The following is a 22,130-nucleotide window of genomic DNA, read 5'->3' as shown; positions in this document are numbered from 1 at the left end:
GCTATATTAAAGAATGTGCCAAATTTGTAAAAGTCGTAATGTATATGTATCCATAATATATGTTACTACAAATCAAGTAGAATGTCAAGTAGATATTTTTTATAAAGGAGTGGTGTTGATGGAGCAGCGGAATGAGGAGTGGAAAAGGGAACAATCTCGGATAGAAATGATTCAGCAGGTAATTAAAGCAAAGCTTGAGAAGCTCCAAGAGCATATGGGAGGATTAAAGGAAGGGGTAATTGAGCTAAGACGTGATTTTTGGAAAGATGTCACGATCAATTTAGATCATCCCGATGATGTGATTGAGACCTTTACGAGTATTAAGCAGCAGGCTGAACTGTTAGCTGAACAAGAAAGAAACCATCGTCAGTCCTATCAGAAAGTGCAGCAACTTCTACGCTTGAATCAATCACCATATTTCGGCAGGATTGACTTTCAAGAGGAAGGAGAGCAAGGAGCGGAACAAATTTACATTGGAATTACCTCTCTAATGGATCAAGAAGACGAGGACTTTCTAATCTTTGATTGGCGAGCACCTATTTCAAGTCTTTATTATGATCACTCACCAGGACCTGCATCTTATCTAACGCCATCTGGCGAGATTAAAGGCAATATTGAATTAAAGAGACAATATATTATTAAAGGCAGCAAGTTAAAAGGAATGTTTGATACAGGTGTAACAATTGGGGACCAATTATTGCAGGAAGTATTAGGGGGAACAGCAAATACACAAATGAAAAGTATTGTGGCGACGATCCAACGGGAACAAAACCACATTATTAGAAATGAAAAAAGTCGATACTTAGTTGTACAAGGAGTTGCAGGAAGTGGGAAAACCTCCGCAGCTTTGCAACGTGCCGCTTATTTGTTATATCGCTATCGTCATACACTTACATCAGAAAATATTATGCTTTTTTCACCTAATCCACTATTCAATAGCTATGTGGCCACTGTGTTACCTGAATTAGGTGAAGACAATATGGTGCAAACGACATACCAGCAATACCTTATTTCACGATTTGGCAAAGGCTTTTCTGTAGAGGACTCCTATTCGCAAATTGAATATACACTAACAGCGATGGATGAACCAGAGTATAAGCAACGTCTGGAGGGTATTCGCTTTAAGACGAGTGTTGCTTATAAAGAGTGGATCGATGACTATGTAGCGAAACTCTCTACTAAGGGACTGAAATTTAAATCCTTTTATTTTCGTGGGGAACTGCTCTATTCCAGTGAAGAAATCCATGATTTATTTTATTCCTTTGACACAGATATTTCGATTCCCAATCGTTTAAAACTAACGTCAGAGAAGCTATTAAAGGACCTTTCAACTTTTGCAAAAATAGAACGAGAAAAGGATTGGGTTTTAGAAGAAGCAGAGCTTTTAGATAAAGAAGATTATTTAGAGGCCTTTCACCAAACACAAAAGCAAGAAGAAGACTTTGATGATATGGAACAGGAAGAACGCTTCTTAAAAAAGCGGATTGTTAGTAAGCATTTAAAATCAATTCGTCGGCAGTTGAAAGGATTGCAGTTATTAAATATTGAAGCACTTTATCGCATCTTTCTTCTATCAGAACATGTAGCTGGTCCTAAAGATTGGCCGGAGATTTACGAGTATACGATTAAACAAATAGATAATCGGGTCATCCCTTATGAAGATGCTACACCCTATCTATATTTACAGGATCAATTAGAGGGAAGAAAAGCAAACACATTGATTCGTCATTTATTTATCGATGAGGCGCAAGATTATTCACCATTTCAATTTGAATTTTTACGACAACAATTTCCCAATAGTAAAATGACGATCTTAGGTGATATGAATCAAGCCATCTATGCCCATTCTATACATGCGCCTACATTATTGAATGCAGAACTTGAAGGGGAGGAGAAAATCGTCCTTACGAAGAGTTATCGTTCCACTAAGCAAATTGTAGAATTCACTCGAAAAATGATTGCAGGTGGCGAACTTATCGAACCATTCAATCGCAATGGCGAAGAACCGACAGTTACAGAGGTAGACAATTTTGAAGCTTTGCATAAAGGGATTATGGATCGTGTTGAAACCTTGCAAAAGAAAGGGCATGAGACGATCGCGATTATTTGTAAGACCGCTGTGGAAAGTCAGCAGGCTTATGAGCAGCTAAACAAGCAAATAGATGTACGATTAATGAAAAAAGAAACAAATGCCTATGAAAAGGGAACGATAATTTTACCAGCCTATCTTGCAAAAGGAATCGAATTTGATGCAGTTATTGTCTATAATGCTTCCGAACAACAATATGGAAGAGAAATGGAAAGAAACTTATTCTATACAGCTTGCACAAGAGCTATGCATGAATTGCATCTTTATTCCTTAGGTATTTGTTCTCCCTTTATTAGTAAAGAGTAGTCTAAGGGAACTGTAATAACATTAGGTTTGCTGTAATTTTGTCGAAAGCTGTTGCCAAGCTAGAATATTCATGATAATATAAAAAACATTCATTACATTTTTCCTCAAGGAGTATTGCGATGACGTAGCCTCTCGCAATGCTTTTTTTATGCCAATTTTTACCATCCAACCTCTCTTACAGAATTGTTTGTAAATAAAATGTAATATAGATGATACTTTTTGTAATAAAACGTCTAAAACTTGTGCGATAAAGGGAATGAGCTGAAAATAGCGGTATAACAGGCCTTGCATGAGGTTTTGGGTTTCGCGTATTACAAGAAATGTCATCATTTATACATTTATATTACATTGTCTTATATTCCCTTTATTCCCAATATTTATATGGTAAAGTAAACCCGAAAAGAAAAAGATATAACTATTGACCTATACAGGCATGCTTGATCTAGAAAAGTACCTCCATAAATAGAGAGAGAATGGGGAAACGATCTTGGGAGGAAAAAGGGAAAATGAATTTTTATGAGAGAAAACGAGTCAATGGCGGAATATATCTTGTAGCAATGATGACAGTGTTTGCGCTGTTTATGAATGTATCGCTACCCGCACAGGCTGAAACGAGTTTAGATACGGTTTATCACGTGTATATGGATGAGGAGTATCTTGGTAATGTATCAAGCAAAGTAGTTGTAGAATCGGAAATCGATAAATTAATTGAAAAAGAAAAACAGCAATATCAAGAATATCAACTAGAATTAGTGAATGATATTACATATATAGAAGAGGACGTATTCCGTTCAGTCTCAGAGGATGACAGTATTCGCGAAAAAATTGCTGCGAAAGCAAAGTTTCAAGCTATTTCAACCGCCATTCTCATCGATGATGAGGCAGTTGTTTATGTGAAGAATGAAGAAGAAGCGAACAAGGTGCTTGAGCGTATACAACAAGAATATGTTACAGAAGATGAGTGGAAAGCATATCAGAAGCTCCAAGAAAACAAAGAGGAAGCTGCTGATCTAAAACCGGATGAATCAAGGATCATAAATATTAAAATCAAAGAAGAAACCAACTTGCAAGAAGTAACGGTTGATCCAAAAGATATATTGGTAGAAAAGGATGCTGTAGAACTTTTACAAAAGGGTTCATTAGAAGAAAAGCAACATGAAATCCTAGAAGGGGAAGTACTGGAATCTATTGCAGAAAAGTATGACCTATCTACGGAAGAATTAATGGAGCTAAATGAAGGCATTACAGAAGATACAGTTTTACAAATTGGGCAAACACTTCAAACCCTTGAGACAAAACCATTGCTTCATGTTTTAGTAGAAAAAGAGTTATATCAAGAAGAAACAGTTCCATTTGAGAAGGAAGTCATTGAAAATGATGAGATGCCGAAAGGTGAAACTGAAATAAAGCAAGAAGGCCAAGATGGAACAAGTGGATTTTTATATAATATCGTAGAGGAAAATGGAAGCGAAAAGAAGAAAGAAACGAAAAAGGAAACATCAATCAAAGAACCAGTAAAAGAAATTATTGAAAAAGGTACGAAGGCGATTCCAGCTCGTGGCTCAGGTAGTTTTGCTTGGCCAACAAATGGAGGATATATTTCCAGTAAAATGGGCCAACGTTGGGGTTCTCTCCATAAAGGAATTGATATTGCCCGTCCAAGTGATCGTACGATTAAAGCTGCGGATAACGGAGTAGTTGTATCAGCAGGCTGGGATGATGGTGGGTACGGAAATAAAGTGGTAATCGACCATCAAAATGGTTTTCGAACGGTTTATGCACATATGGACTCCATTAGTGTATCGGCTGGGCAAAAGGTAGAAAAAGGTTCCCAATTAGGTATTATGGGGTCCACTGGATTTGCAACCGGTGTTCATCTTCATTTCGAAGTTTATAAAGATGGTAGCCTGCAAAATCCATTAAGCTATTTGTAAAGTGAAAATAGCTCCAAATAGGGATAAATTACCACCAGATTATAAAGGGACAGATTCTAAAGAGTGACGAACTCCTTTGGACCTGTCTCTTTTCATATGGTAAAATAAATGAGATATCTAGAATTTTAAACAAATATGAATCATTTTATAGAATATAGTGAATGTCGTATTCATTTTAACCTATACAATGTCCGTAAACAGATAATGAGAGAGGACATTTTCGCGATGTTAATAAATTTCACCCCAGGATTGGCTGATTTTCTCTGGGTCTGTATTTAATTATTAGATGACGAAAGGGAGATTAGAAGCTATGGATAAGAAGATATTAGTTGTAGATGATGAGAGGCCCATTGCAGATATTTTACAGTTTAATCTGAAGAAAGAAGGATTTACTGTTCAATGTGCTTATGATGGTGATGAGGCATTGCAGCTTGTAGAAGAAATGAAACCAGATATGATTCTTTTAGATATTATGCTTCCGAATCGTGATGGAATGGAAGTTTGTCGAGAAGTACGCAAGAAATATGATATGCCGATTATTATGTTGACTGCGAAAGACTCGGAAATTGATAAGGTGTTAGGCCTTGAATTAGGGGCAGATGATTATGTAACAAAACCCTTCAGTACAAGAGAGTTAATTGCTCGGGTGAAGGCTAACTTACGTCGTCATACACAGATTGCTCAAAATGCAGAGGAAGAAGGAAATAATGAAATAACGGTAGGAGCCTTAACTATTCATCCAGATGCATATGTGGTCACGAAGAATGGAGAAACGATTGAATTAACCCATCGTGAATTCGAGTTAATCCATTATTTGGCAAAACATATCGGTCAAGTGATGACAAGGGAACATCTATTGCAAACTGTTTGGGGCTATGATTACTTTGGAGATGTCCGAACAGTGGATGTAACAGTTAGAAGACTGCGTGAAAAGGTAGAGGATAATCCAAGTCATCCAATGTGGATCGTTACAAGAAGAGGAGTCGGTTATTATTTGCGAACTCCTGATCAGGAGTAGGCTTCATGCGAAAGGTCAGCTTTTTTCGTTCGATTCACATTAAATTTGTCCTGATCTATGTCCTCTTAATTCTAATTGCTATGCAAATTATCGGTGTGTATTTTGTTGGGAAATTAGAAGATCAATTAGTTGAAAACTTTCAAAGTGGGATTAAAGGGCGTATCCCTTTACTAGAATACAATCTTAAAGAAGAGATGAATAAAGATCGTACAGGGGAAGATGTTCCACCACTTGAAGAAGAGATTAGGAACATCCTCTACGACTTTACCGCCAACGATATCTCAGAAGTTCAAGTTATTAATAACCGTAATGTTATTATTGGTACATCTGAGTCTGATAATCAAGGGGTCGTTGGACAAAAGATCCAAAACATGATGGTCAAAAGGACTATTTCCTTTGGGGAAGATTTGGATAAAATCCAGTTTGATAAGAAATCAGAAGGGCGAATTTGGGTTGTAACATCTCCGATTACCGCGAATGGAGAAGTAGTTGGGGCCATCCTCTTAGTCGCCAAAATTGAAACGGTCTTTGAACAATTAAGTGAAATTAATAGCATTTTCATTACTGGTACTGTGATTGCGATGTTGATAACCGCATTACTTGGTATTGTATTGGCACGCATGATTACAAAGCCGATTGCTGATATGAAAAAGCAAGCTACTGCCATGGCAAAGGGGAACTTTTCCCGCAAGGTACGTGTATATGGGGATGATGAGATTGGTCAATTGGCCAAATCATTTAACCATTTAACGAAGGGATTGCAGGAAGCCCAAGCAACTACTGAAGGAGAGCGAAGAAAATTATCATCCGTTCTTTCTTTTATGACAGACGGAGTTATTGCGACAGACCGGAAAGGCAGAGTGATTATCATCAATGAGCGGGCGGCAGAAATGTTGAATGTTTCACGTGAAACAGTGCTTTCTCAACCGATCGTTGAACTATTAGAGTTAAAAGAAGACTATAACTTTGATGATTTACTCGCTGAACAAGAATCGATTGTTCTCGATTATAGTACAAGGGAAAGTCATTTTATTTTACGAGCGAATATGTCTGTAATCCAAAGAGAGACAGGATTTGTGAATGGACTAATTGTTGTTTTACATGATGTAACAGAGCAAGAAAAATTAGACCGTGAACGTAGAGAGTTTGTATCCAATGTTTCCCACGAACTACGGACACCTTTAACAACGATGAGGAGTTATTTAGAAGCCTTATCAGATGGAGCAATAAAAGATGATGAATTGGGACCGCGCTTTTTAGGGGTAACACGTAATGAGACTGAGCGGATGATTCGATTGGTAAATGATCTCCTCGATCTTTCAAAAATGGATAGTCGTAATTTCACGATCAATCCTGATTGGATAAACTTTACCTCTTTTCTAAACCAAATCATTGACCGTTTTGAAATGTCTAAGGAAAGACATGTTCATTTTAAGCGTCTGCTGCCAAAAGAGGCAGTTTTTGTTGAGATAGACGAAGATAAACTGACACAAGTGATTGATAATATCATTTCAAATGCTTTGAAATATTCCCCTGAGGGAGGAACGATTACCTTCCGGGTCAAATTACTTGATGATCATATTGAAGTAAGTATTAGTGACCAAGGAATTGGAATTCCGAAGGATAATTTAACGAAAGTGTTTGAACGATTTTATCGGGTTGATCGTGCTCGGACAAGGCAGCTCGGTGGTACAGGGCTTGGTCTTGCCATTGCCAAGGAGATTATCGGTGTTCATGGCGGGGATATATGGGCGAAAAGCCAAGAAGGGAAAGGAACGACCATTATCTTTACATTGCCATATGACCCTGTACAAGAGGATGATTGGTTGTGAAATATGAAACGTTAAAATCTATAGTGCTGTTTCTATTAGTCGGTTTAAGTATTATACTGACATGGAGTTTATGGACGTATCAACCTAAATATGAATTTTTGGATCCAAGTAATGTGCATAACATCATGATTGCAGATCCCAAGGAAACTGCAGAGTTGATTAAGCCGAATCGGATTCTTTACCATAGGGACAATATGCATTACGGTTCTCAAAGTAAAGAAATTATTCGCTCAACGATAAAAGAAATTAGCTCATGGAATTTTTATGATATCGGTAATGGGACGGTCCGTGAGCCTAAGCAAATTCAAAAATTGCAAAATGGTGATGATCGGATTGTCATTGATTATCCAAGTAAGGTACCTTTTGAAGTGTACAAAGGAATTATTCAAGTAGAAGATCCAACACCTAATGCTGCCTTTGACCATGTTGTCATCCTCTCACCTGACGTATCAAAGGATGGGGCATCTGTCTATTTCATTTCCAACGAGGATAATCGTGTCTATGAAAGTCATATTAATCCTGATCGCTTAGAGCGGCTATTTGGTGCAATGGAGCAGAATTTAGGAACATTTAAGGAATATCAGGAGTTAGTAATGCCGGATGAGCGACTTCTCTATGTTCCGAAAGATAAAGTTGAAATGCCTAAATATAAGTATTATCCGGAAATGATTGATCTAAATGAATTTAAAAATGCACTCTTCCGAGATCCAAGTAAAGTGCAACGTGATCCTTTTACAAATGGGGTGCAATTTACAGACGATACAAGCATGATGAATGTGGATTACTTAACAGATGTGTTAAAGTATGTCAATCCAGGCCAAGATTCAGGTATTCATGTAGAACAAAGTAAAGCAGAAATTTTGAAACAAGGCATTGATTTTGTGAATGAACATGGTGGTTGGACGGATGATTACCGTTATGCAGAAATGTCTGTATATGAAAAGAAGTTAATTTTCCGCCTATATGTGGACAATTTTCCTGTATTTAATGAGAACGGAATGACTGAAGTTACACAAAACTGGGGAGCCGAGCAAATATCTGAATACAAACGCCCTTACTTTATATTAACAGTCCCGATACCTCCCCAAACGAAAGTAGAACTTCCTAGTGGGGAAACTGTTCTTGATTATTTGATTTCAGAAAAAAATCCGAAGCTTTTGCAGGATTTGGTGTTAGGCTATCGACTTTCAACAGATACAACGACGCAGAATGTAGTGGAATTGGAACCGACTTGGTATTATTTATATGGTGGTTCTTGGCTACCTTTTGATATAGAAGAAATGGGGAGGGGTCCAGATGGATTGGGGAAAGATTAAAGCCATTTTTATCATTGCCTTTCTGATTTTGGATATTTTCCTACTCACCCAATTACAGGTCAAAAGAGAGCAATATGAAGTGACATCAGATACTACTTTAGAGGAAAAATTAAAAGCTGATGGCATTGAGTATGGAGAGCTGCCGAAGGAAATTGTAGAGGATCATTATTTAAGTGCCAATACGATGGTATTTAAAAAAGAAATGTTTAAAGATTTGAAGGATCAACATATTCAACTGGATGATGGGACAATGATTCATAGTCAGTTGAAAAAGCCGCTTTTAGTAGAAGACTTTGAGGAATTTTCCGATCTCGATAAATTTGTAAAAGAGAATGTTTTAAATGGCGAGCAATATGCCTTTTGGAGTTATGATGAAGATGATTATGTCATTACGTATTATCAGCAAGTAGAAGACAAATTTATCTTTATGAATCAGAGTGCACAATTAACTTTCCACTTAAATATAGATGGAGAAATTACTTCTTATGATCAGACGATGTTAGATAATATTGAAACGATCAGTGATAAAGAAGAAGTGCTTGCACCAATCCGGGCCATAGAAGCTCTTTATCATCGGGGAGCTTTATCTAATAGTAAGGTGGAAGTGGATCTCGGCTATTATACACTTGTCAATATGGAAGCAACGCAAGTATTAACACCGACTTGGCATGTGCTAGTAGAAAAAGATGGTGAACAGATGGACATGCTTGTGAATGCTTATGAAGGAACTGTGATACAAGGGAAACCGGACAAGGAGAAAACGATATTGGAGTGAAGGGAATGTCAATGCAGTTTAGTGTACTCGCAAGTGGGAGTACCGGAAATGCCACTTATATAGAAACAGAAGATCATTCCATTCTTGTAGATGCAGGATTAAGCGGAAAACAAATGGATAAATTATTTGCCCAAATCGGACGAGACCCCGCCAATTTAGATGCCATTCTCGTGACACATGAGCATTCCGATCATATAAAGGGAGTCGGCATCATGGCTCGCAAATATAAATTACCCATTTATGCGAATGAAAAGACATGGAAAGCCATGGAGCATCAGTTAGGAACAATCGCGACAGACCAAAAGTTTGTTTTTGAAATGGAAACAGTTAAAAGCTTTGGTTCGTTGCAAATTGAATCCTTCGGTGTCTCTCATGACGCAGTAGAGCCTATGTTTTACAGCTTCCATTTAGGGGATAAAAAGCTAGTATTGATTACCGATACAGGTTATGTAAGTGATCGTATGAAAGGCACGATTGCCAACGCGGATATGTATGTATTTGAAAGTAATCATGATGTTCAGATGCTAAGAATGGGAAGATACCCATGGAATATTAAACGGCGAATTTTAAGCGATGTCGGCCATGTATCGAATGAAGATGCAGCACTTGCGATGTGTGACTGTATCGGCGATCGCACAAAGGGCATTTACCTAGCACATTTAAGCTTAGATAATAATATGAAAGATTTAGCCCGAATGAGTGTCCAACAAACATTAGAAGAAAAAGGCATGCCGGTTGGCAGCCAGTTTAAATTATTTGATACAGACCCAAGCAACGCGACAAAATTAACGGCGGTCTAAAAGATAAAATACCCTGCAAATTTGATTGTATTGTAGGGTGTTTTTTAGTGGAGAGAAAGGCCGGGGAGCCATTCTGATGATGAGGCACTGTGTAAATGGGGCATGACACTCTGATGGCAAATAAACAGGGACAATGATAAAAACAGGTAATGACGCGGAAAGGCGCATCGTGGTAAAAAAGCGACACGACGAATAAATCGAGATTAATGCCGCACAAAAGCAGCATGATGGCGAAAGTTCATTCTACCGGGCCATTTCACTTAAACTTAGAGGATCTTAGATATTCTCTATATCGCCATTATAAATGAACTTTATAAAGCGGATTTTATGGGATTCATGGCTTTCATAATATTGCTGATTAATTCGTGGAACAAGTTGATATCGATGATGATGTCCAAGAAGCGTTATCAAGCGACTTTTCACCTGAGCAAAATAGAACCTTCTGTCCTGAAAGTACTTTAGATTGGAGGTTCTTTGTTTGTCATACGAGAAAGATGGGAATAAGGTAGACAGAAAAGAATGCGATTCCTTTTTGAAAGTTGCACATTTAGATTATAATATAAGCAAGAAAAGCCAAACTAAACAGAAGAGTTTATAGAAGGGAATGGTGTGTGTGGGGTATTATGACGATCATAGCCCAAACCGCAGCCGAAAAAGGGGAAAAGGATCGAGCTTTCTATTGGGCTTGATTGGCGGAATCATTGGTGCACTTATCGTTGTGTTGGTTTATCCTAATGTCACGAATCTTACTTCCAATGATCAAACAAAAGTGGAAACAACGCAAAAAAATCAAAACAATGTTCCATCTAAAAATGTCTCACTTGATGTGACAACAGATGTTACCGCTGCAGTCGATAAAACAGCGAATGCAGTTGTTGGGATTACAAATATCCAAACCGCTAGCTTTTGGAATACAACGGAGAGTCAAGAAGCAGGAGTGGGCTCTGGTGTTATGTATAAGAAAGCGGGAGACACTGTCTATATCGTCACGAACCACCATGTTGTCGAAGGTGCCACACAATTAGAGGTTACTTTGCCAGATGGGACAAAGCTCCCCGCAGAATTACGGGGAAGTGATGTCTGGACAGACCTTGCTGTTGTAGAAGTGGATGCAAAAGATATTAAAGACGAGACAATCTCTGAATTTGGTGATTCAGATGCTTTAAAAATTGGTGAGCCAGTCATTGCGATTGGAAATCCACTCGGATTACAATTTTCTGGTTCTGTTACGCAAGGGATTATTTCAGGAGTCAATCGAACAGTTCCAGTTGATATTAATAAAGACGGAATTCCTGATTGGCAAGCAGAGGTAATTCAAACGGATGCTGCAATTAACCCAGGAAATAGTGGAGGAGCGCTTGTTAATATTGGAGGCCAAGTGATTGGCATTAACTCGATGAAGATTGCAGAAAGTGCTGTAGAGGGAATTGGTTTTTCTATACCGATTAACTATGTAATTCCAGTAATAGAGGATCTAGAGAAGTTTGGCGAGGTCAAACGGCCTTCAATGGGAGTTACCTTACGCAATGTCAATGAAGTTGCAGCTTATCATCAACAACAAACATTGAAATTACCGAAAGATGTTCAAGAAGGTGTAATGATTGATTCAGTTGTACCAAAATCTCCAGCCCAAAATGCCGGACTAAAAGAATTGGATGTTATTATTGAACTTGATGGCGAAAAAGTAGACGATATTCTTCAATTACGAAAACATCTTTATAATGAGAAAAGCGTCGGCGACTCTATGCAGGTGAAATATTACAGAGGCGGTAAAATTCACGAAGCAACGCTTAAATTAACTGATGAATCAAGAATGTAAATGTGGATAAGTGAAAAATGGGAAGGCAAAAAATTGTTTTCCCATTTTTTCATGGCAAAAAGATTGTGCTATAATCACTTGTGGATAACCTTGTCATAAGAATTTGTCGAAAAGCGCATATAAATTAAAAATAGAGCGGATGGAATAGAGAATTTCCATCTAAAATAGAGGCAAATGAATGTATGATAAAGTCAAGGAGGATGGGCATGTATGAAGGTTTATTGTTGCGAGGAACATATAGAATTAGCCTTAGATGTCATTGTAGATGAATGTGAAACAGCACCGATTATGGAGAAGCTCCAACCAGAAGGAGATTTATCAACAAGCTGTGAATATTGTCGAAACGCGGCAGCATATCTTGTGGGGAACTAATATTCTAATCGCAAAATGTGGATAGTATCTGTGAATATGTGGATAACAAATGTGGATAAGATGTTTGTAACCTGTGTGTAATAGAAGAAATATTATCCTGTGGATAACTTTATTCAGATTGTGGATAGAGGTAATTTGGAAACAAATAAGAGGCAATTTTGAAAAGGAGAAGACCACTAAAAAGACTGAAAGTTGCCAGTCCTTTTAGCGGTTTGCTTTTAGAGAAGCTACTCTTCCTTCAAACGATCTCTTTCTTCCTGTGCTTTATCACGAACTTGATCTCTTATCTCCAATCCTTTAGATCTTAGCTGATCGCGATAAGCAACCGCAGTTTTAAAAGCATAACTTCTAAGGGCTCTTCCTCTCCTACCAGCTTGAATCGTCAAAATCTTTTGATTGGATTCCTCTTCACTTAATGTTTCATTCCAATATGCTACCAACTCTTCTAAATGTTCCTCTTCTAACTTCGTTAAGTCTCTTGCTTTGTTTTCGATATCAAATAATTCATTGACTCTTTCATTTTGCAATTTGGAATAATGACTCGTGTTTTTATTGGACCACTTCTGCCATTCCGCTCGTAAAGCTTGTCTTTCTTGCTCGAAAAACCTTTGAAAATCTTGCTGTGAGCGAACTGTGGCATATTCGCCTTTTCCCGCTTTTGCGACTTTTTTCAAAGCTTTTTGTCCGGCATCATCGACATCAAAGCCAATAATATTGACGATCGCTTGGATATCAGATTGATTAAGCTTTTCTGCTGCTTTTACCGGGTCGCCATCACAGGTTTCTACGCCATCACTGACAACATATATAATATTTTCTACGTTTTCACCAGTTTCGTCTTTCAGATCATCCATTGCTGCTTCAATGGAGGCTGCAAGTGGAGTCCAACCAGCAGGGGCAAATTGATCCAATGCCTTGGAGAACTTCTTTTGTTCAAATGCCCCAAGCGGATAGACGACCTCTGAGCTACTACATGATAATTCCTTATCGGCATCACTGCCGGTTCCTTTATGCCCGTAAACTCGCAAAGAAACATTCACTTCTTCAGGAAGATCTTTGACAAAGTCATTGACGGCTTCTTTGGCTAAAGCCATTCTCGTCTTCCCGCCGATTTCGGCCCGCATACTGCCACTGGCATCAAATAAAACTTGCACATTGATTTGTTTGCTGGCTGCCTCTGGCATTGTCCCTAATTCCCCATCTGGTTGTGCAGATGGATCTTCATAATCGGTGTCTACGTCTTGCATCGCTTCATAAAAGAAGCGGTAATCCTCTGCGACAAGGGCAACAAGCCGGTAATAATAGTCATCAGGTGTCTCTCCCGATGGAAATTGATCAATTTCTTTTTTGATCGCTTCTAAATCATATTTGTCACCACTATAGGGACCCGGTTCCAACTGCACCATTTCTTCAGGATCATCAGTAAAATATTTGCGGAATTCCTCGTCAGCTTCCACAGGTTGTGTCTTTTCTACTTCTTCTGTTTGTTGCTCTTTTTCCTTATGAGCGGCTTCCTTTTTATTCTCATCATTGGAGCAACCGCCAAGGATGAGAAGGGCGATGAATAGGAAACAGCCAAAAATCTTATACTTGCGCATATAATACTCCTTTCCAAGTTTATAGGGAATTTAAATTTGGAATGCTGCAATTGAAATATGCTCGCTTTCCGCGAGCGGCTAATGAGCCTAGGCTTACAGGATGTAGGTCACAAAAGCGTTGCGCCAGCAAGGCGCGTAACTTAGCATTTTATCCCGCATGAGTCTCGCATCTTCCATTTGCTAGGTTGGTGATCACACAAACTATCTGGATATTAAAAAATTTAAATGTATATTGCCATTTCTTATAAAAGAATCTTCGATCAACATATTTTTACTTTGCGGTGAGTTAATCCCCTCAGAAGTCGCCGCCTCAATTTAAAGAAAATCTACGTATGCCGGCTGTTAGAATTGATGTAACGGACTGTAGTTGAATTTTTATTGATATAAGTATAACGGAAATCCAGCTATGTGACTGAGTTTGAGGGGAAAAAGCAACCAAACACCTAAATGATTGGAATGTGATGGGTCATGTTAGCTAGAAAGAGAGTAGGAAACAAGTCATGTTTTTGCTACACTAGAAGGAAAGAGAGTGCGACGAGGCAAGGGCTCGCATTGAATCGAAAAGTAAAGGAACGAATGAAATGAAAATTACCATCATCTCTGTTGGAAAGCTGAAAGAGAAATACTTAAAACAAGGCATTCAAGAATATTTAAAACGCTTAAGCGCCTACGCTAAAGTAGACATCATTGAAGTCGCAGATGAAAAGGCACCTGAAAACTTAAGTGAAGCAGATATGGAAGTGGTCAAACGTAAAGAAGGAGAACGGATCCTCGCCCATATATCCCAAGACACCTATGTCATCACACTAGAAATCAACGGCGCCATGCTCACCTCCGAACAACTCGCCCAAAAAATGGACGAACTTGCCACCTACGGTAAAAGCAAAATTGCCTTTACCATCGGGGGATCTCTTGGTTTGAGCAAAGAAGTTCAGCAGCGTAGCGATTACGCTCTCTCATTTTCCAAAATGACCTTTCCGCACCAGCTAATGAGATTGGTGTTGTTGGAGCAGGTGTATCGGGGGTTTCGGATTAATAGGGGTGAACCGTACCATAAATAGGTAATGATTTGGTTTAAAATATAAACCCTTTAAGATTAAAGGGATAGTGTTGTTAGATTTTATAATAAAGTCTTTTATAGATGTTTTAATAAATGAAGGAATCGAATTACACGATTCCTCTTCAGGTAAATGTGCAATAAAGGAAAAATGAATATGATTTAAACTCTTCTTCTTAGCATCTATTTTTTCAATAGATGCTACAATTAATTCTCTGAATTCCAAGGGCTCTAAATAGTTTTTTAAATCAAGAAACTCTTGAAGCTGTTGTCGGATGAAATCTCGGCTAACTGGTTTTAAAGAGGATTCCTTTTTGGAATGCTGTTCTTTTAACGAAAAGATTTTGCTTTTGTTTTCACTTATTGCCATTCTGATTTCTGTCATTCGTTCAACAGCTTCCTCTTCGGTGTATATTCCAGAACCGGTTGCCACAGAGTCTTGAATCCTTCTCTTTTGTTGTTCGAGTTTTGCTTGTTGGTCTTCCAGTATTTTAATTTCCTTCGTCTGTTCTGTGTATTTGGGATGCTGTTCAATCAAAGCATTAATTCGGTATGTGATACTTTCGATAATTGAATCAGACTGTAGGGCTTGAGTGAGTTTGTCAAATACTGTGTTTTCTAACCAATCTGCATTGATAAGGTTTGGATTACAAACGGATCTACCCTTGTTATGATATTGCCCACAAGCATAGTATCTCAATTTGGTTCCATCTTTTCTTTTTGCCCCGTATAGACTTGTCATGTAGGAGCCACACTCTGGGCACTTAGCAATGCTTGTTAATGGAAATGTACCTGAATATTGCCGAGGGGTACCTGTTCTTCGCTTTTTTCTTAGTTGAGCAGCCTTATTCCATGTTTCCTCATCAATGATGGGTTCATGAACCCCTTTTGATAAGATATAATCGGGATTTTTTCCTTTTCTTCGATCCCTTTCCCAATTTAACACTTGATTAAATCGGATGTATCCCTTATATGCGGGATTATCAAGAATAGTTGATACAGAGACTATGGAAAATGTTTTTCTTTTCTTTGTACGTTTTCCAATCTCATTAAGGTAATTGGAAATTTTCTTTGTACCCCAACCTTCATTAACATACTTTTCAAAGATTAGTTTTACTGTTTCAGCTTCTTCTTCATTAATGACTAATTCTTTGTTGACTGTATCGTAACCTAGTAATTGGCCACCGTTCCATTTACCCTCTCTAGCACGTTGAGACATTCCGAATTGCACATTTTCAGCGATCTCTTCTCTTTGATACTGTGCCACCGATGCTAAAATATTAAACTGCAAATTTCCATGTGGTGTACCGTATTCTCCTTCTTTGATACTTATAAATCGAACCTTCTCTCTATGGATCTCTTCGACGATTTTTAAGGAATCGGATAGTGAACGGCTTAATCTACTAACTTTATAAGTGATAATTGCATCTATATTCCCTTCTGCTACATCCCTCATCATCCGATTTAAAGCTGGACGATCCTTTGTGTTTTTACCACTAATACCGCCATCAACATAACTTTCAATTAAAATATCTTGCCCAAATTGGCGGTGTGCTTCTTTAGTGCCTTCTTCTAGTTGTGCATCTAATGAAAATCCATGCTCTAATTGTCTATTGGTTGAAACTCTAATATACAATCCTACTATTTTTTTAGTTTTAATATTCATTTTTTACACCTTCATTTTGTTTTTTTAACGCAACACCTTTCCTAGTTCCTTTAGCATGATCCACATGTTCGAATTGGGCAAGCAATTCCAATATCTCGAATTCCCGGCTTAATTGAAGAGGATTGTATTCTCCTTCAATTATACTGATAAGTCGGACTTTTGAGCAGTGAATTTCATTTATGATTTTTAATGCGTGTGAATATTTATTGCTAATTCTACTAACACAATAGGTGATAACGGCATCTAGCTTACCTTGTTTTACATCCTTCAACATTTGGTTTCTTTCAGTATTACAATTCGGTCCCATTCCTTGGTCTACATAGAATTTTATGTCGATGAAATCTCCAAATAATTCTTTTGCGATTTGTATGGCTTTCTTTTGATGTATTCCCAATCCTAATTGTACTTTTTGTTCAATTGAAACACGATTATATAATCCAATCACTTTTCTGTTATTTTTCATAATTATGCTCCTTTTTTCTCTGGTTTATCTTCCATTTTACGTTTGATTGCTTCTAATAAATAAAAAGCAATGGTATCAAGATTATCGAAATCTTATCGTTTGTAATTTGGGTTTCTTCATAGTTAAGGGAATTAGTTTTTGTGGAATTTTCCATAGGGGTGTTACCTCCATTTTGTTGTATTTTCTTTGATGGTGGATTTTGAAGTTTATATAGATGGGATTGAAGAGAATGGTTGAATTGTAAGGATAGAGTTAAAAAGGTGAATGACTGATCATAGATTTTTCTGAAAGAGTGGTTGTTAGAAGGTGAATATAAAGTAGAGGTTTGGATAATGTAGCAGTTTTACTTTCGACTGCATAACTAGAATATCATGAAAAATGCCCCGTGTGGTTGACGATTTGTCACCACTTTTTCAATTAGGAATTTATATAGCTTACTTAAAATAGCTAGAACAGGCTAAGACATTGAAAAGTTTTAGAAAGGTCTTGGTAGAGATATGATACGTGTATGAATAAGGCGATTATAGTTCATTATGCGAATCTCAATTTAGATTTTCCACTTTATATAGGAAGGTCGATGAGGAGAAATAAATATAGTCGGATTGGGAACAAAACTAGGTGTTAAATTCCTTGATACATAAGGTTTCAAGACTTCCCAAGTCAACTAAAAGGAGGAACTTAAAAATGATTCACACATTTAAACTTATGTTTGAACTTCACTACCAGGAAGTACAAGATTTGCAAAGAAGACATAATATCAAGTACACACAGCTAAACAAATACTTTGAAGGAGTATTTCCAGGAGTAACAATGACAATTTCACACTCTGGATATGGGAAGTGGATGTTGTACATGGTTGTAGATGCAATAGAGCTATTAGGAAAGCCCGATATTACTGAAGACGATTATATAAATATTAAAAAAGAAATAAAATATATGCTTTGGCATGTTGTAAGACATTCTAGTCATTACCGGAACCATACTTTACTTCGAATCGACTATAGATATGATGTTTTAATGAAAGATAAAAATAATCGTATGTTGTTGATGGATCTGTATAAAAAACTAACAAGCTCTTATAGGTTTCAAAAGAAGTACCTAGGAAAGTTAGAACATGGCGTATTCCAACCATATAAAACTACAGTGTACCATTCATCAAACTCAGTCGAGAGTATGGTCTATTTAAAGGAAGAAGAGAGAATTGATAAAGGTGAAAAGGTAGCAAGTTATGAAAAAGATATTGTTCGATATGAAGTACACGTAATGCGGGACCATCTCTACTATATGGAGAAAAAAAGTACAAATGCTAGACGACCAAGAAAACTTAGAGAATATATGAAGGAAGAAGTTTATAAAGAATATTTCCAAAAGTATATGTCTCATATTTACCATTCAGGTGACTTCTACAAAATTGACGAAGCGAGAAAAAAGCTAACTAAGTCCTCTTTATCTACTCAAAACAAAATAAAGCTAATTGATTTTCTCAAACAAATTAGCAGCCACAGCGTTGATACCCCCCTTAAAAATAAAAAGATGTCAAAAGGTACTTATAATAGTCGTTTGGCATTACTTCGAAAAGAAGGCATTCATCCCGTTTTAATCCCAAAAAATTATCAACCAAAGGCCCCCTCAATTCTAAAAAATCCTTTAAACAGATTCCCACGGTAAGTAATATTTCTCACAACTTATAATTTAATACTTATCTCAAATTGAAGTTTCAAGTAGAGATAGGTATGGAAATAATAGATTGAATATACTGAATATTAATGTATGAATTTACCTCTTTTGACTATAAGAAATGGTATAAAAGTAATTAAGTTAGCACAAAATAATAAGTTGAAATATATGAATAGGATTTTTCTTCGGGGATACACTAATCTTGAAATTACTTAAATGATCAAGGGAGGATATAATTTATGTTGACTTCTGAGGATATCAACAAGGAGTTTGCAAAATTAGTAAATCATTATCGTGAAAAGAAAGGTATTTCCCAAAACCAATTAGCTACTGAAGCGGGGATTTCGGCATCCCTTTTGTCACGTATTAATAAAGGAACTCGTAAAGCACCAACTTTAGATAAGGTCTATAACATTGTTAAAGTTTTAGATATCCATTAGACCACTTGTTTAATGGGTGGGATCATGATTGAGTAAGCTAGGTAGCAAAAAGGAATTTATCTTTACTCTTTATCTTAAAAAGTTTCCGCAAACCATTGAGAATTTAATAGGTGTTTCTATTGAAGGGGTTAGGACAGAAGTAAATTATGGTTCTAAATATGTAGACCTTTATGCAGTAAATCGTGATAGGAAGATAGAAGTCTTTGTTGAGAATCAAATCACACCCTCAGATAGAAGTGATCATCTGGTAGAAAAAATAACCCCGTTGATTAATAATGTTTCGGAAGGTTACTTAATCTGGATTGCTTCTAGGTTCAAACAAAATCATATTGATGAAGTTAAAAGAATACTTCGTGAAAATCCCCAGAAGTATATTAATTTCTATGCTGTGGAAATTCAAGATGAGGTGTTACACCGTATTGAATATTTGAATAATCTCTATGAATTGGTTGTTTGGGATAGTTTGGATTCCATTAATGAGATAGACAGGATATTGAAATTAGTTGATTGTCATTTACAGATGCCAATAACACATATTGGGAAGGCTCATATTGGAGAACGTTGGTATGACTTCGACAGAGATGATGATATTAAGGAGTATGTTTCTGTACAGTTGTGTGAAAAGATACCATATTATTTAAACCTTCATACCCAAAAGAAGCATTTAATGAATGATAGAACTTTAACAATAGGAGCGGGATTAGGAGAGATAACTTATTTTTGCTCTGCATTAGATAGAAGCAAACGTGCAGTTGTAGGGATTCGTTTTGAATATAGTAAGCAGGGTTGGTACCATTATTTTAAGCAAAATATGAAACTTTTACAGAATAATATTTCCCAGAACTTGTGTTTTAATGATAAATATAGAACCATCAGTTATTATATAGAGTCAGATAGAGAAAACATCCCTAAAGTTGCAGTTCAGATTATTGAGGTATTTGAAAGGTTTGTTTTGTTTTTTTCACCATATACTTATGGGAAAAAGGCAAAGATTTAATTAAATTCAAAGGTATCCTAAATATTGGGAAGGGAAACTAGAGGTGAAAAACGATAGAATTCCTCAAGTTGTTAAAGGTAAATGATTTAATTGGTTTGGAACAATATTTAAAAATACACGACGCTAATAAAGAAATTCATGGACAAAGTTTACTATACTGGGCTGTTTTTAATAAAAATCTGGAATTCAGCAAAATAATTATAGAGATGGGTGCTGATGTTAATCAAAAGGATCATCTTAGGAGGTCGCCTCTTTCTATTTCCTGTTTCCTTGGTTTTACTAAACTTACCAATTTATTGTTAGAAAATGGAGCAAAAATAGATGGTACATGTATGGAACGTGCGTATTATGGATGGAATGGTAATATCCAGATTGAAACTTTGGATATATTACAGGAGAAGGGGTGGATAAATCTTTATCTTGACGGTCTTCGGAAAGCTCCAAAGGGTTTTACCGTAGCAAGAAATGTAGAAGAAGCACTCTCAATAATGCAACATAATAAGATTCATATTTTGTCACTAGATCATGATTTAGGGATGGATGAAAAAGGGAACCTCTTACAAACTGGCTATGACTTGGTCAAAATTATGTGCCAAAGAGGTCTAAGAGCAAATAAAATATATTTACATACCAGTAATGTAGTTGGTCGGGAAGCTATGTATGAGACACTCAGGGCTTCACAAAGAAGGGGCTTTATTGATGATGATATTAAGATCTATTTTACAGAGAATAGCTTTACTGACTGTTAGAAGGTTAACCTACAGATATAGTAAAAACTCCATCAATATCACGATGGAGTTTTCTTATTCTGTTTTACGAAATCATAAAGACAATTCGAGACAATGTCTTTTAAACGTAGATGAGAAAATCGTCTTGTACATAGCTCACTAAACTCTTCATAGATTTCTTTATTTACCACTATTGACTTAGTTACACTTTTAGAATCTGGGGCATACACTTTTGGATCTAGTAGCAATTGAGTTTCATGTTGATTTAATAGCTGTTTTAATTCATTTAAGTGATTGACAATAAAACGTACCGCTTCATCACTTCCATTATCAATTGAAGTGGAAGTTTGGAATTCCTTATATTCCTCCAATGATATGGTTTTTTCGTACTGCTTTTTGCTTTGAGAATACGTAAATCCCCCTTCTCTCATTATTTTACAGAAGGCTGAATATTTCATACCAACTGCTTTTGCAGCATTTTTTAGATGGTCATCATCAAACTCCAATAGTAGTTTGTTGATGGATTCAGCTCGTTCTAATGAAGACATCTCTTGAAAAACTTTTGCATCCATTACCATCACTCCTTTAGTTTGATATGATAAACTCTTTACTTTTTGCCTTAATTCATAATAGACTCTATCAATCTATTTATTCATATATTGGCATTTTATCTGCTCTATAAAGGTTATAGATGGAAGGTTGAAGTCTATTATATAGAGATAATAAAAAGCTGGAACTGGTACTTGGTCAGTGCATTTTAGGAGGAGAAATATATGAATCAGTTAGAGGGAAGGTTAGCAAAAATAGAGAAAGCAGTTAACAATTTTGGTGGCTTGGTTTACGAGTTTCGAGTGGAAAATGCTTTGAGCTTACAGGATATGGCTGAAGTTGTATCTCTGAGTCCTTCGTATTTATGGAGAATAGAAAATGCAAGGAGAAAACCAGACTTAGATGTTCGAGTCCGTATTTTAACATCAGGAATGAATTGGTCAACGGTAGATATCCACTTATATCTTGAACAGATAATTGCTAGAGAATCAGCGAATATTGAACCTTGCTAATGTATGAAATGAAAAGTGCTACTAGATTAGATAAGCCATAATCACTATCTAGTAGCTTTTTTGTAACAATTATACTTAAATATAAAATTACCCACTTTGTTGAAGATGGGTGTAATCCAGTAATTCCTTGAGTAAAAACCAAACAAAGACTAAAATTAATATAAAGAATCAATACTAATTTA

20 protein-coding genes are annotated in these 22,130 nt (G+C 36.7%); 16 read left to right on the top strand and 4 right to left on the bottom strand.

The features are described from left to right. Window positions 1–118: 118 nt before the first annotated feature. From helD to J2Z23_RS10425, 10 genes are all read left to right on the top strand, one after another. Window positions 119–2,395 carry an RNA polymerase recycling motor HelD gene (helD, locus tag J2Z23_RS10470; protein WP_064467541.1) on the top strand — a complete coding sequence of 759 codons (2,277 nt, stop codon included), beginning with the start codon at window positions 119–121 and terminating at the stop codon, window positions 2,393–2,395. A 473-nt stretch (window positions 2,396–2,868) separates the two neighbouring features. After that, a complete protein-coding gene (locus tag J2Z23_RS10465) occupies window positions 2,869–4,329 on the top strand; it encodes a M23 family metallopeptidase (protein WP_064467542.1) in 1,461 nt (486 codons plus the stop codon). Between the two features lie 310 nt (window positions 4,330–4,639). After that, window positions 4,640–5,347, top strand: coding sequence for a response regulator YycF (gene yycF / locus J2Z23_RS10460; RefSeq protein WP_057989644.1), 708 nt, complete (start codon window positions 4,640–4,642; stop codon window positions 5,345–5,347). Window positions 5,348–5,352: 5 nt separating this feature from the next. Next, window positions 5,353–7,179 (top strand): cell wall metabolism sensor histidine kinase WalK, encoded by a 1,827-nt coding sequence (gene walK / locus J2Z23_RS10455; protein ID WP_209973905.1) that lies wholly within the window; start codon window positions 5,353–5,355, stop codon window positions 7,177–7,179. Continuing rightward, window positions 7,176–8,495 carry a YycH family regulatory protein gene (locus tag J2Z23_RS10450; protein WP_057989640.1) on the top strand — a complete coding sequence of 440 codons (1,320 nt, stop codon included), beginning with the start codon at window positions 7,176–7,178 and terminating at the stop codon, window positions 8,493–8,495. Before walK ends, J2Z23_RS10450 begins: the two co-directional genes overlap by 4 nt. Beyond that, the gene (locus J2Z23_RS10445; RefSeq protein ID WP_057989639.1) at window positions 8,476–9,270 is read left to right on the top strand and encodes a two-component system regulatory protein YycI; all 795 of its coding nucleotides are present in this window, start codon (window positions 8,476–8,478) and stop codon (window positions 9,268–9,270) included. The genes J2Z23_RS10450 and J2Z23_RS10445 overlap by 20 nt, the downstream gene beginning before the upstream one ends. A gap of 5 nt (window positions 9,271–9,275) precedes the next feature. After that, window positions 9,276–10,070, top strand: coding sequence for an MBL fold metallo-hydrolase (locus J2Z23_RS10440; protein WP_057989638.1), 795 nt, complete (start codon window positions 9,276–9,278; stop codon window positions 10,068–10,070). A gap of 365 nt (window positions 10,071–10,435) precedes the next feature. Next, entirely contained in the window at window positions 10,436–10,579 is a 144-nt protein-coding gene (locus J2Z23_RS10435; RefSeq protein ID WP_209973903.1) for a hypothetical protein, read from the top strand. Window positions 10,580–10,683: 104 nt separating this feature from the next. Beyond that, on the top strand, window positions 10,684–11,889 hold the full coding sequence (locus J2Z23_RS10430; RefSeq protein ID WP_209973925.1) for a S1C family serine protease: 1,206 nt from the start codon (window positions 10,684–10,686) through the stop codon (window positions 11,887–11,889). 210 nt (window positions 11,890–12,099) lie between these two features. After that, window positions 12,100–12,261, top strand: coding sequence for a CxxH/CxxC protein (locus tag J2Z23_RS10425; protein ID WP_064467544.1), 162 nt, complete (start codon window positions 12,100–12,102; stop codon window positions 12,259–12,261). Window positions 12,262–12,488: 227 nt separating this feature from the next. Here J2Z23_RS10425 and J2Z23_RS10420 read toward each other — a convergent pair whose 3' ends face one another. After that, window positions 12,489–13,859, bottom strand: coding sequence for a vWA domain-containing protein (locus J2Z23_RS10420; protein WP_209973901.1), 1,371 nt, complete (start codon window positions 13,857–13,859; stop codon window positions 12,489–12,491). A 581-nt stretch (window positions 13,860–14,440) separates the two neighbouring features. Between J2Z23_RS10420 and rlmH the strand changes: the two genes are divergently transcribed. Continuing rightward, on the top strand, window positions 14,441–14,920 hold the full coding sequence (rlmH, locus tag J2Z23_RS10415; protein WP_209973900.1) for a 23S rRNA (pseudouridine(1915)-N(3))-methyltransferase RlmH: 480 nt from the start codon (window positions 14,441–14,443) through the stop codon (window positions 14,918–14,920). Here the strand turns inward: rlmH and J2Z23_RS10410 are convergent. Continuing rightward, window positions 14,846–16,582 (bottom strand): recombinase family protein, encoded by a 1,737-nt coding sequence (locus J2Z23_RS10410; RefSeq protein WP_209973898.1) that lies wholly within the window; start codon window positions 16,580–16,582, stop codon window positions 14,846–14,848. The genes rlmH and J2Z23_RS10410 overlap by 75 nt on opposite strands. Continuing rightward, on the bottom strand, window positions 16,572–17,045 hold the full coding sequence (locus J2Z23_RS10405) for a recombinase family protein (RefSeq protein ID WP_209973896.1): 474 nt from the start codon (window positions 17,043–17,045) through the stop codon (window positions 16,572–16,574). Before J2Z23_RS10405 ends, J2Z23_RS10410 begins: the two co-directional genes overlap by 11 nt. Before the next feature lie 684 nt (window positions 17,046–17,729). Here J2Z23_RS10405 and J2Z23_RS10400 point away from each other — a divergent pair. The 4 genes from J2Z23_RS10400 (at window position 17,730) to J2Z23_RS22725 (ending at window position 20,908) form a co-directional block, all read left to right on the top strand. Continuing rightward, window positions 17,730–18,713: a hypothetical protein gene (locus J2Z23_RS10400; protein WP_209973895.1), complete on the top strand. Its 984-nt coding sequence runs from the start codon at window positions 17,730–17,732 to the stop codon at window positions 18,711–18,713. A gap of 248 nt (window positions 18,714–18,961) precedes the next feature. After that, window positions 18,962–19,162 carry a helix-turn-helix domain-containing protein gene (locus J2Z23_RS10395; protein ID WP_209973893.1) on the top strand — a complete coding sequence of 67 codons (201 nt, stop codon included), beginning with the start codon at window positions 18,962–18,964 and terminating at the stop codon, window positions 19,160–19,162. A 28-nt stretch (window positions 19,163–19,190) separates the two neighbouring features. Next, complete coding sequence (locus J2Z23_RS10390) at window positions 19,191–20,159, top strand: hypothetical protein (protein ID WP_209973890.1); 969 nt, start codon at window positions 19,191–19,193, stop codon at window positions 20,157–20,159. 68 nt (window positions 20,160–20,227) lie between these two features. Beyond that, the gene (locus J2Z23_RS22725) at window positions 20,228–20,908 is read left to right on the top strand and encodes a cyclic-phosphate processing receiver domain-containing protein (RefSeq protein WP_338018423.1); all 681 of its coding nucleotides are present in this window, start codon (window positions 20,228–20,230) and stop codon (window positions 20,906–20,908) included. A gap of 38 nt (window positions 20,909–20,946) precedes the next feature. Here J2Z23_RS22725 and J2Z23_RS10380 read toward each other — a convergent pair whose 3' ends face one another. Further along, window positions 20,947–21,459: a hypothetical protein gene (locus J2Z23_RS10380; protein WP_209973887.1), complete on the bottom strand. Its 513-nt coding sequence runs from the start codon at window positions 21,457–21,459 to the stop codon at window positions 20,947–20,949. Window positions 21,460–21,660: 201 nt separating this feature from the next. Between J2Z23_RS10380 and J2Z23_RS10375 the strand changes: the two genes are divergently transcribed. Continuing rightward, entirely contained in the window at window positions 21,661–21,948 is a 288-nt protein-coding gene (locus J2Z23_RS10375) for a helix-turn-helix domain-containing protein (RefSeq protein WP_209973886.1), read from the top strand. Window positions 21,949–22,130 lie beyond the last annotated feature (182 nt).

It is taken from the genome of Lederbergia galactosidilytica, assembly GCF_017873565.1.
GTDB lineage: Bacteria > Bacillota > Bacilli > Bacillales > Bacillaceae_C > Lederbergia > Lederbergia galactosidilytica.
The sequence above is the reverse complement of the archived record's forward strand: the minus strand, read 5'-3'. Positions and strand labels throughout refer to the sequence as shown.

Coding starts and splice junctions, on each gene's coding strand:
- J2Z23_RS10410 (WP_209973898.1), bottom strand. CDS start 16,582: ATGAATATTAAAACTAAAAAAATAGTAGGATTGTATATTAGAGTTTCA.
- yycF (WP_057989644.1), top strand. CDS start 4,640: ATGGATAAGAAGATATTAGTTGTAGATGATGAGAGGCCCATTGCAGAT.
- J2Z23_RS10380 (WP_209973887.1), bottom strand. CDS start 21,459: ATGGATGCAAAAGTTTTTCAAGAGATGTCTTCATTAGAACGAGCTGAA.
- walK (WP_209973905.1), top strand. CDS start 5,353: ATGCGAAAGGTCAGCTTTTTTCGTTCGATTCACATTAAATTTGTCCTG.
- J2Z23_RS10400 (WP_209973895.1), top strand. CDS start 17,730: ATGATTCACACATTTAAACTTATGTTTGAACTTCACTACCAGGAAGTA.
- J2Z23_RS10395 (WP_209973893.1), top strand. CDS start 18,962: ATGTTGACTTCTGAGGATATCAACAAGGAGTTTGCAAAATTAGTAAAT.
- rlmH (WP_209973900.1), top strand. CDS start 14,441: ATGAAAATTACCATCATCTCTGTTGGAAAGCTGAAAGAGAAATACTTA.
- helD (WP_064467541.1), top strand. CDS start 119: ATGGAGCAGCGGAATGAGGAGTGGAAAAGGGAACAATCTCGGATAGAA.
- J2Z23_RS10375 (WP_209973886.1), top strand. CDS start 21,661: ATGAATCAGTTAGAGGGAAGGTTAGCAAAAATAGAGAAAGCAGTTAAC.
- J2Z23_RS10420 (WP_209973901.1), bottom strand. CDS start 13,859: ATGCGCAAGTATAAGATTTTTGGCTGTTTCCTATTCATCGCCCTTCTC.
- J2Z23_RS10425 (WP_064467544.1), top strand. CDS start 12,100: ATGAAGGTTTATTGTTGCGAGGAACATATAGAATTAGCCTTAGATGTC.
- J2Z23_RS10405 (WP_209973896.1), bottom strand. CDS start 17,045: ATGAAAAATAACAGAAAAGTGATTGGATTATATAATCGTGTTTCAATT.
- J2Z23_RS10465 (WP_064467542.1), top strand. CDS start 2,869: ATGGGGAAACGATCTTGGGAGGAAAAAGGGAAAATGAATTTTTATGAG.
- J2Z23_RS10440 (WP_057989638.1), top strand. CDS start 9,276: ATGTCAATGCAGTTTAGTGTACTCGCAAGTGGGAGTACCGGAAATGCC.
- J2Z23_RS10445 (WP_057989639.1), top strand. CDS start 8,476: ATGGATTGGGGAAAGATTAAAGCCATTTTTATCATTGCCTTTCTGATT.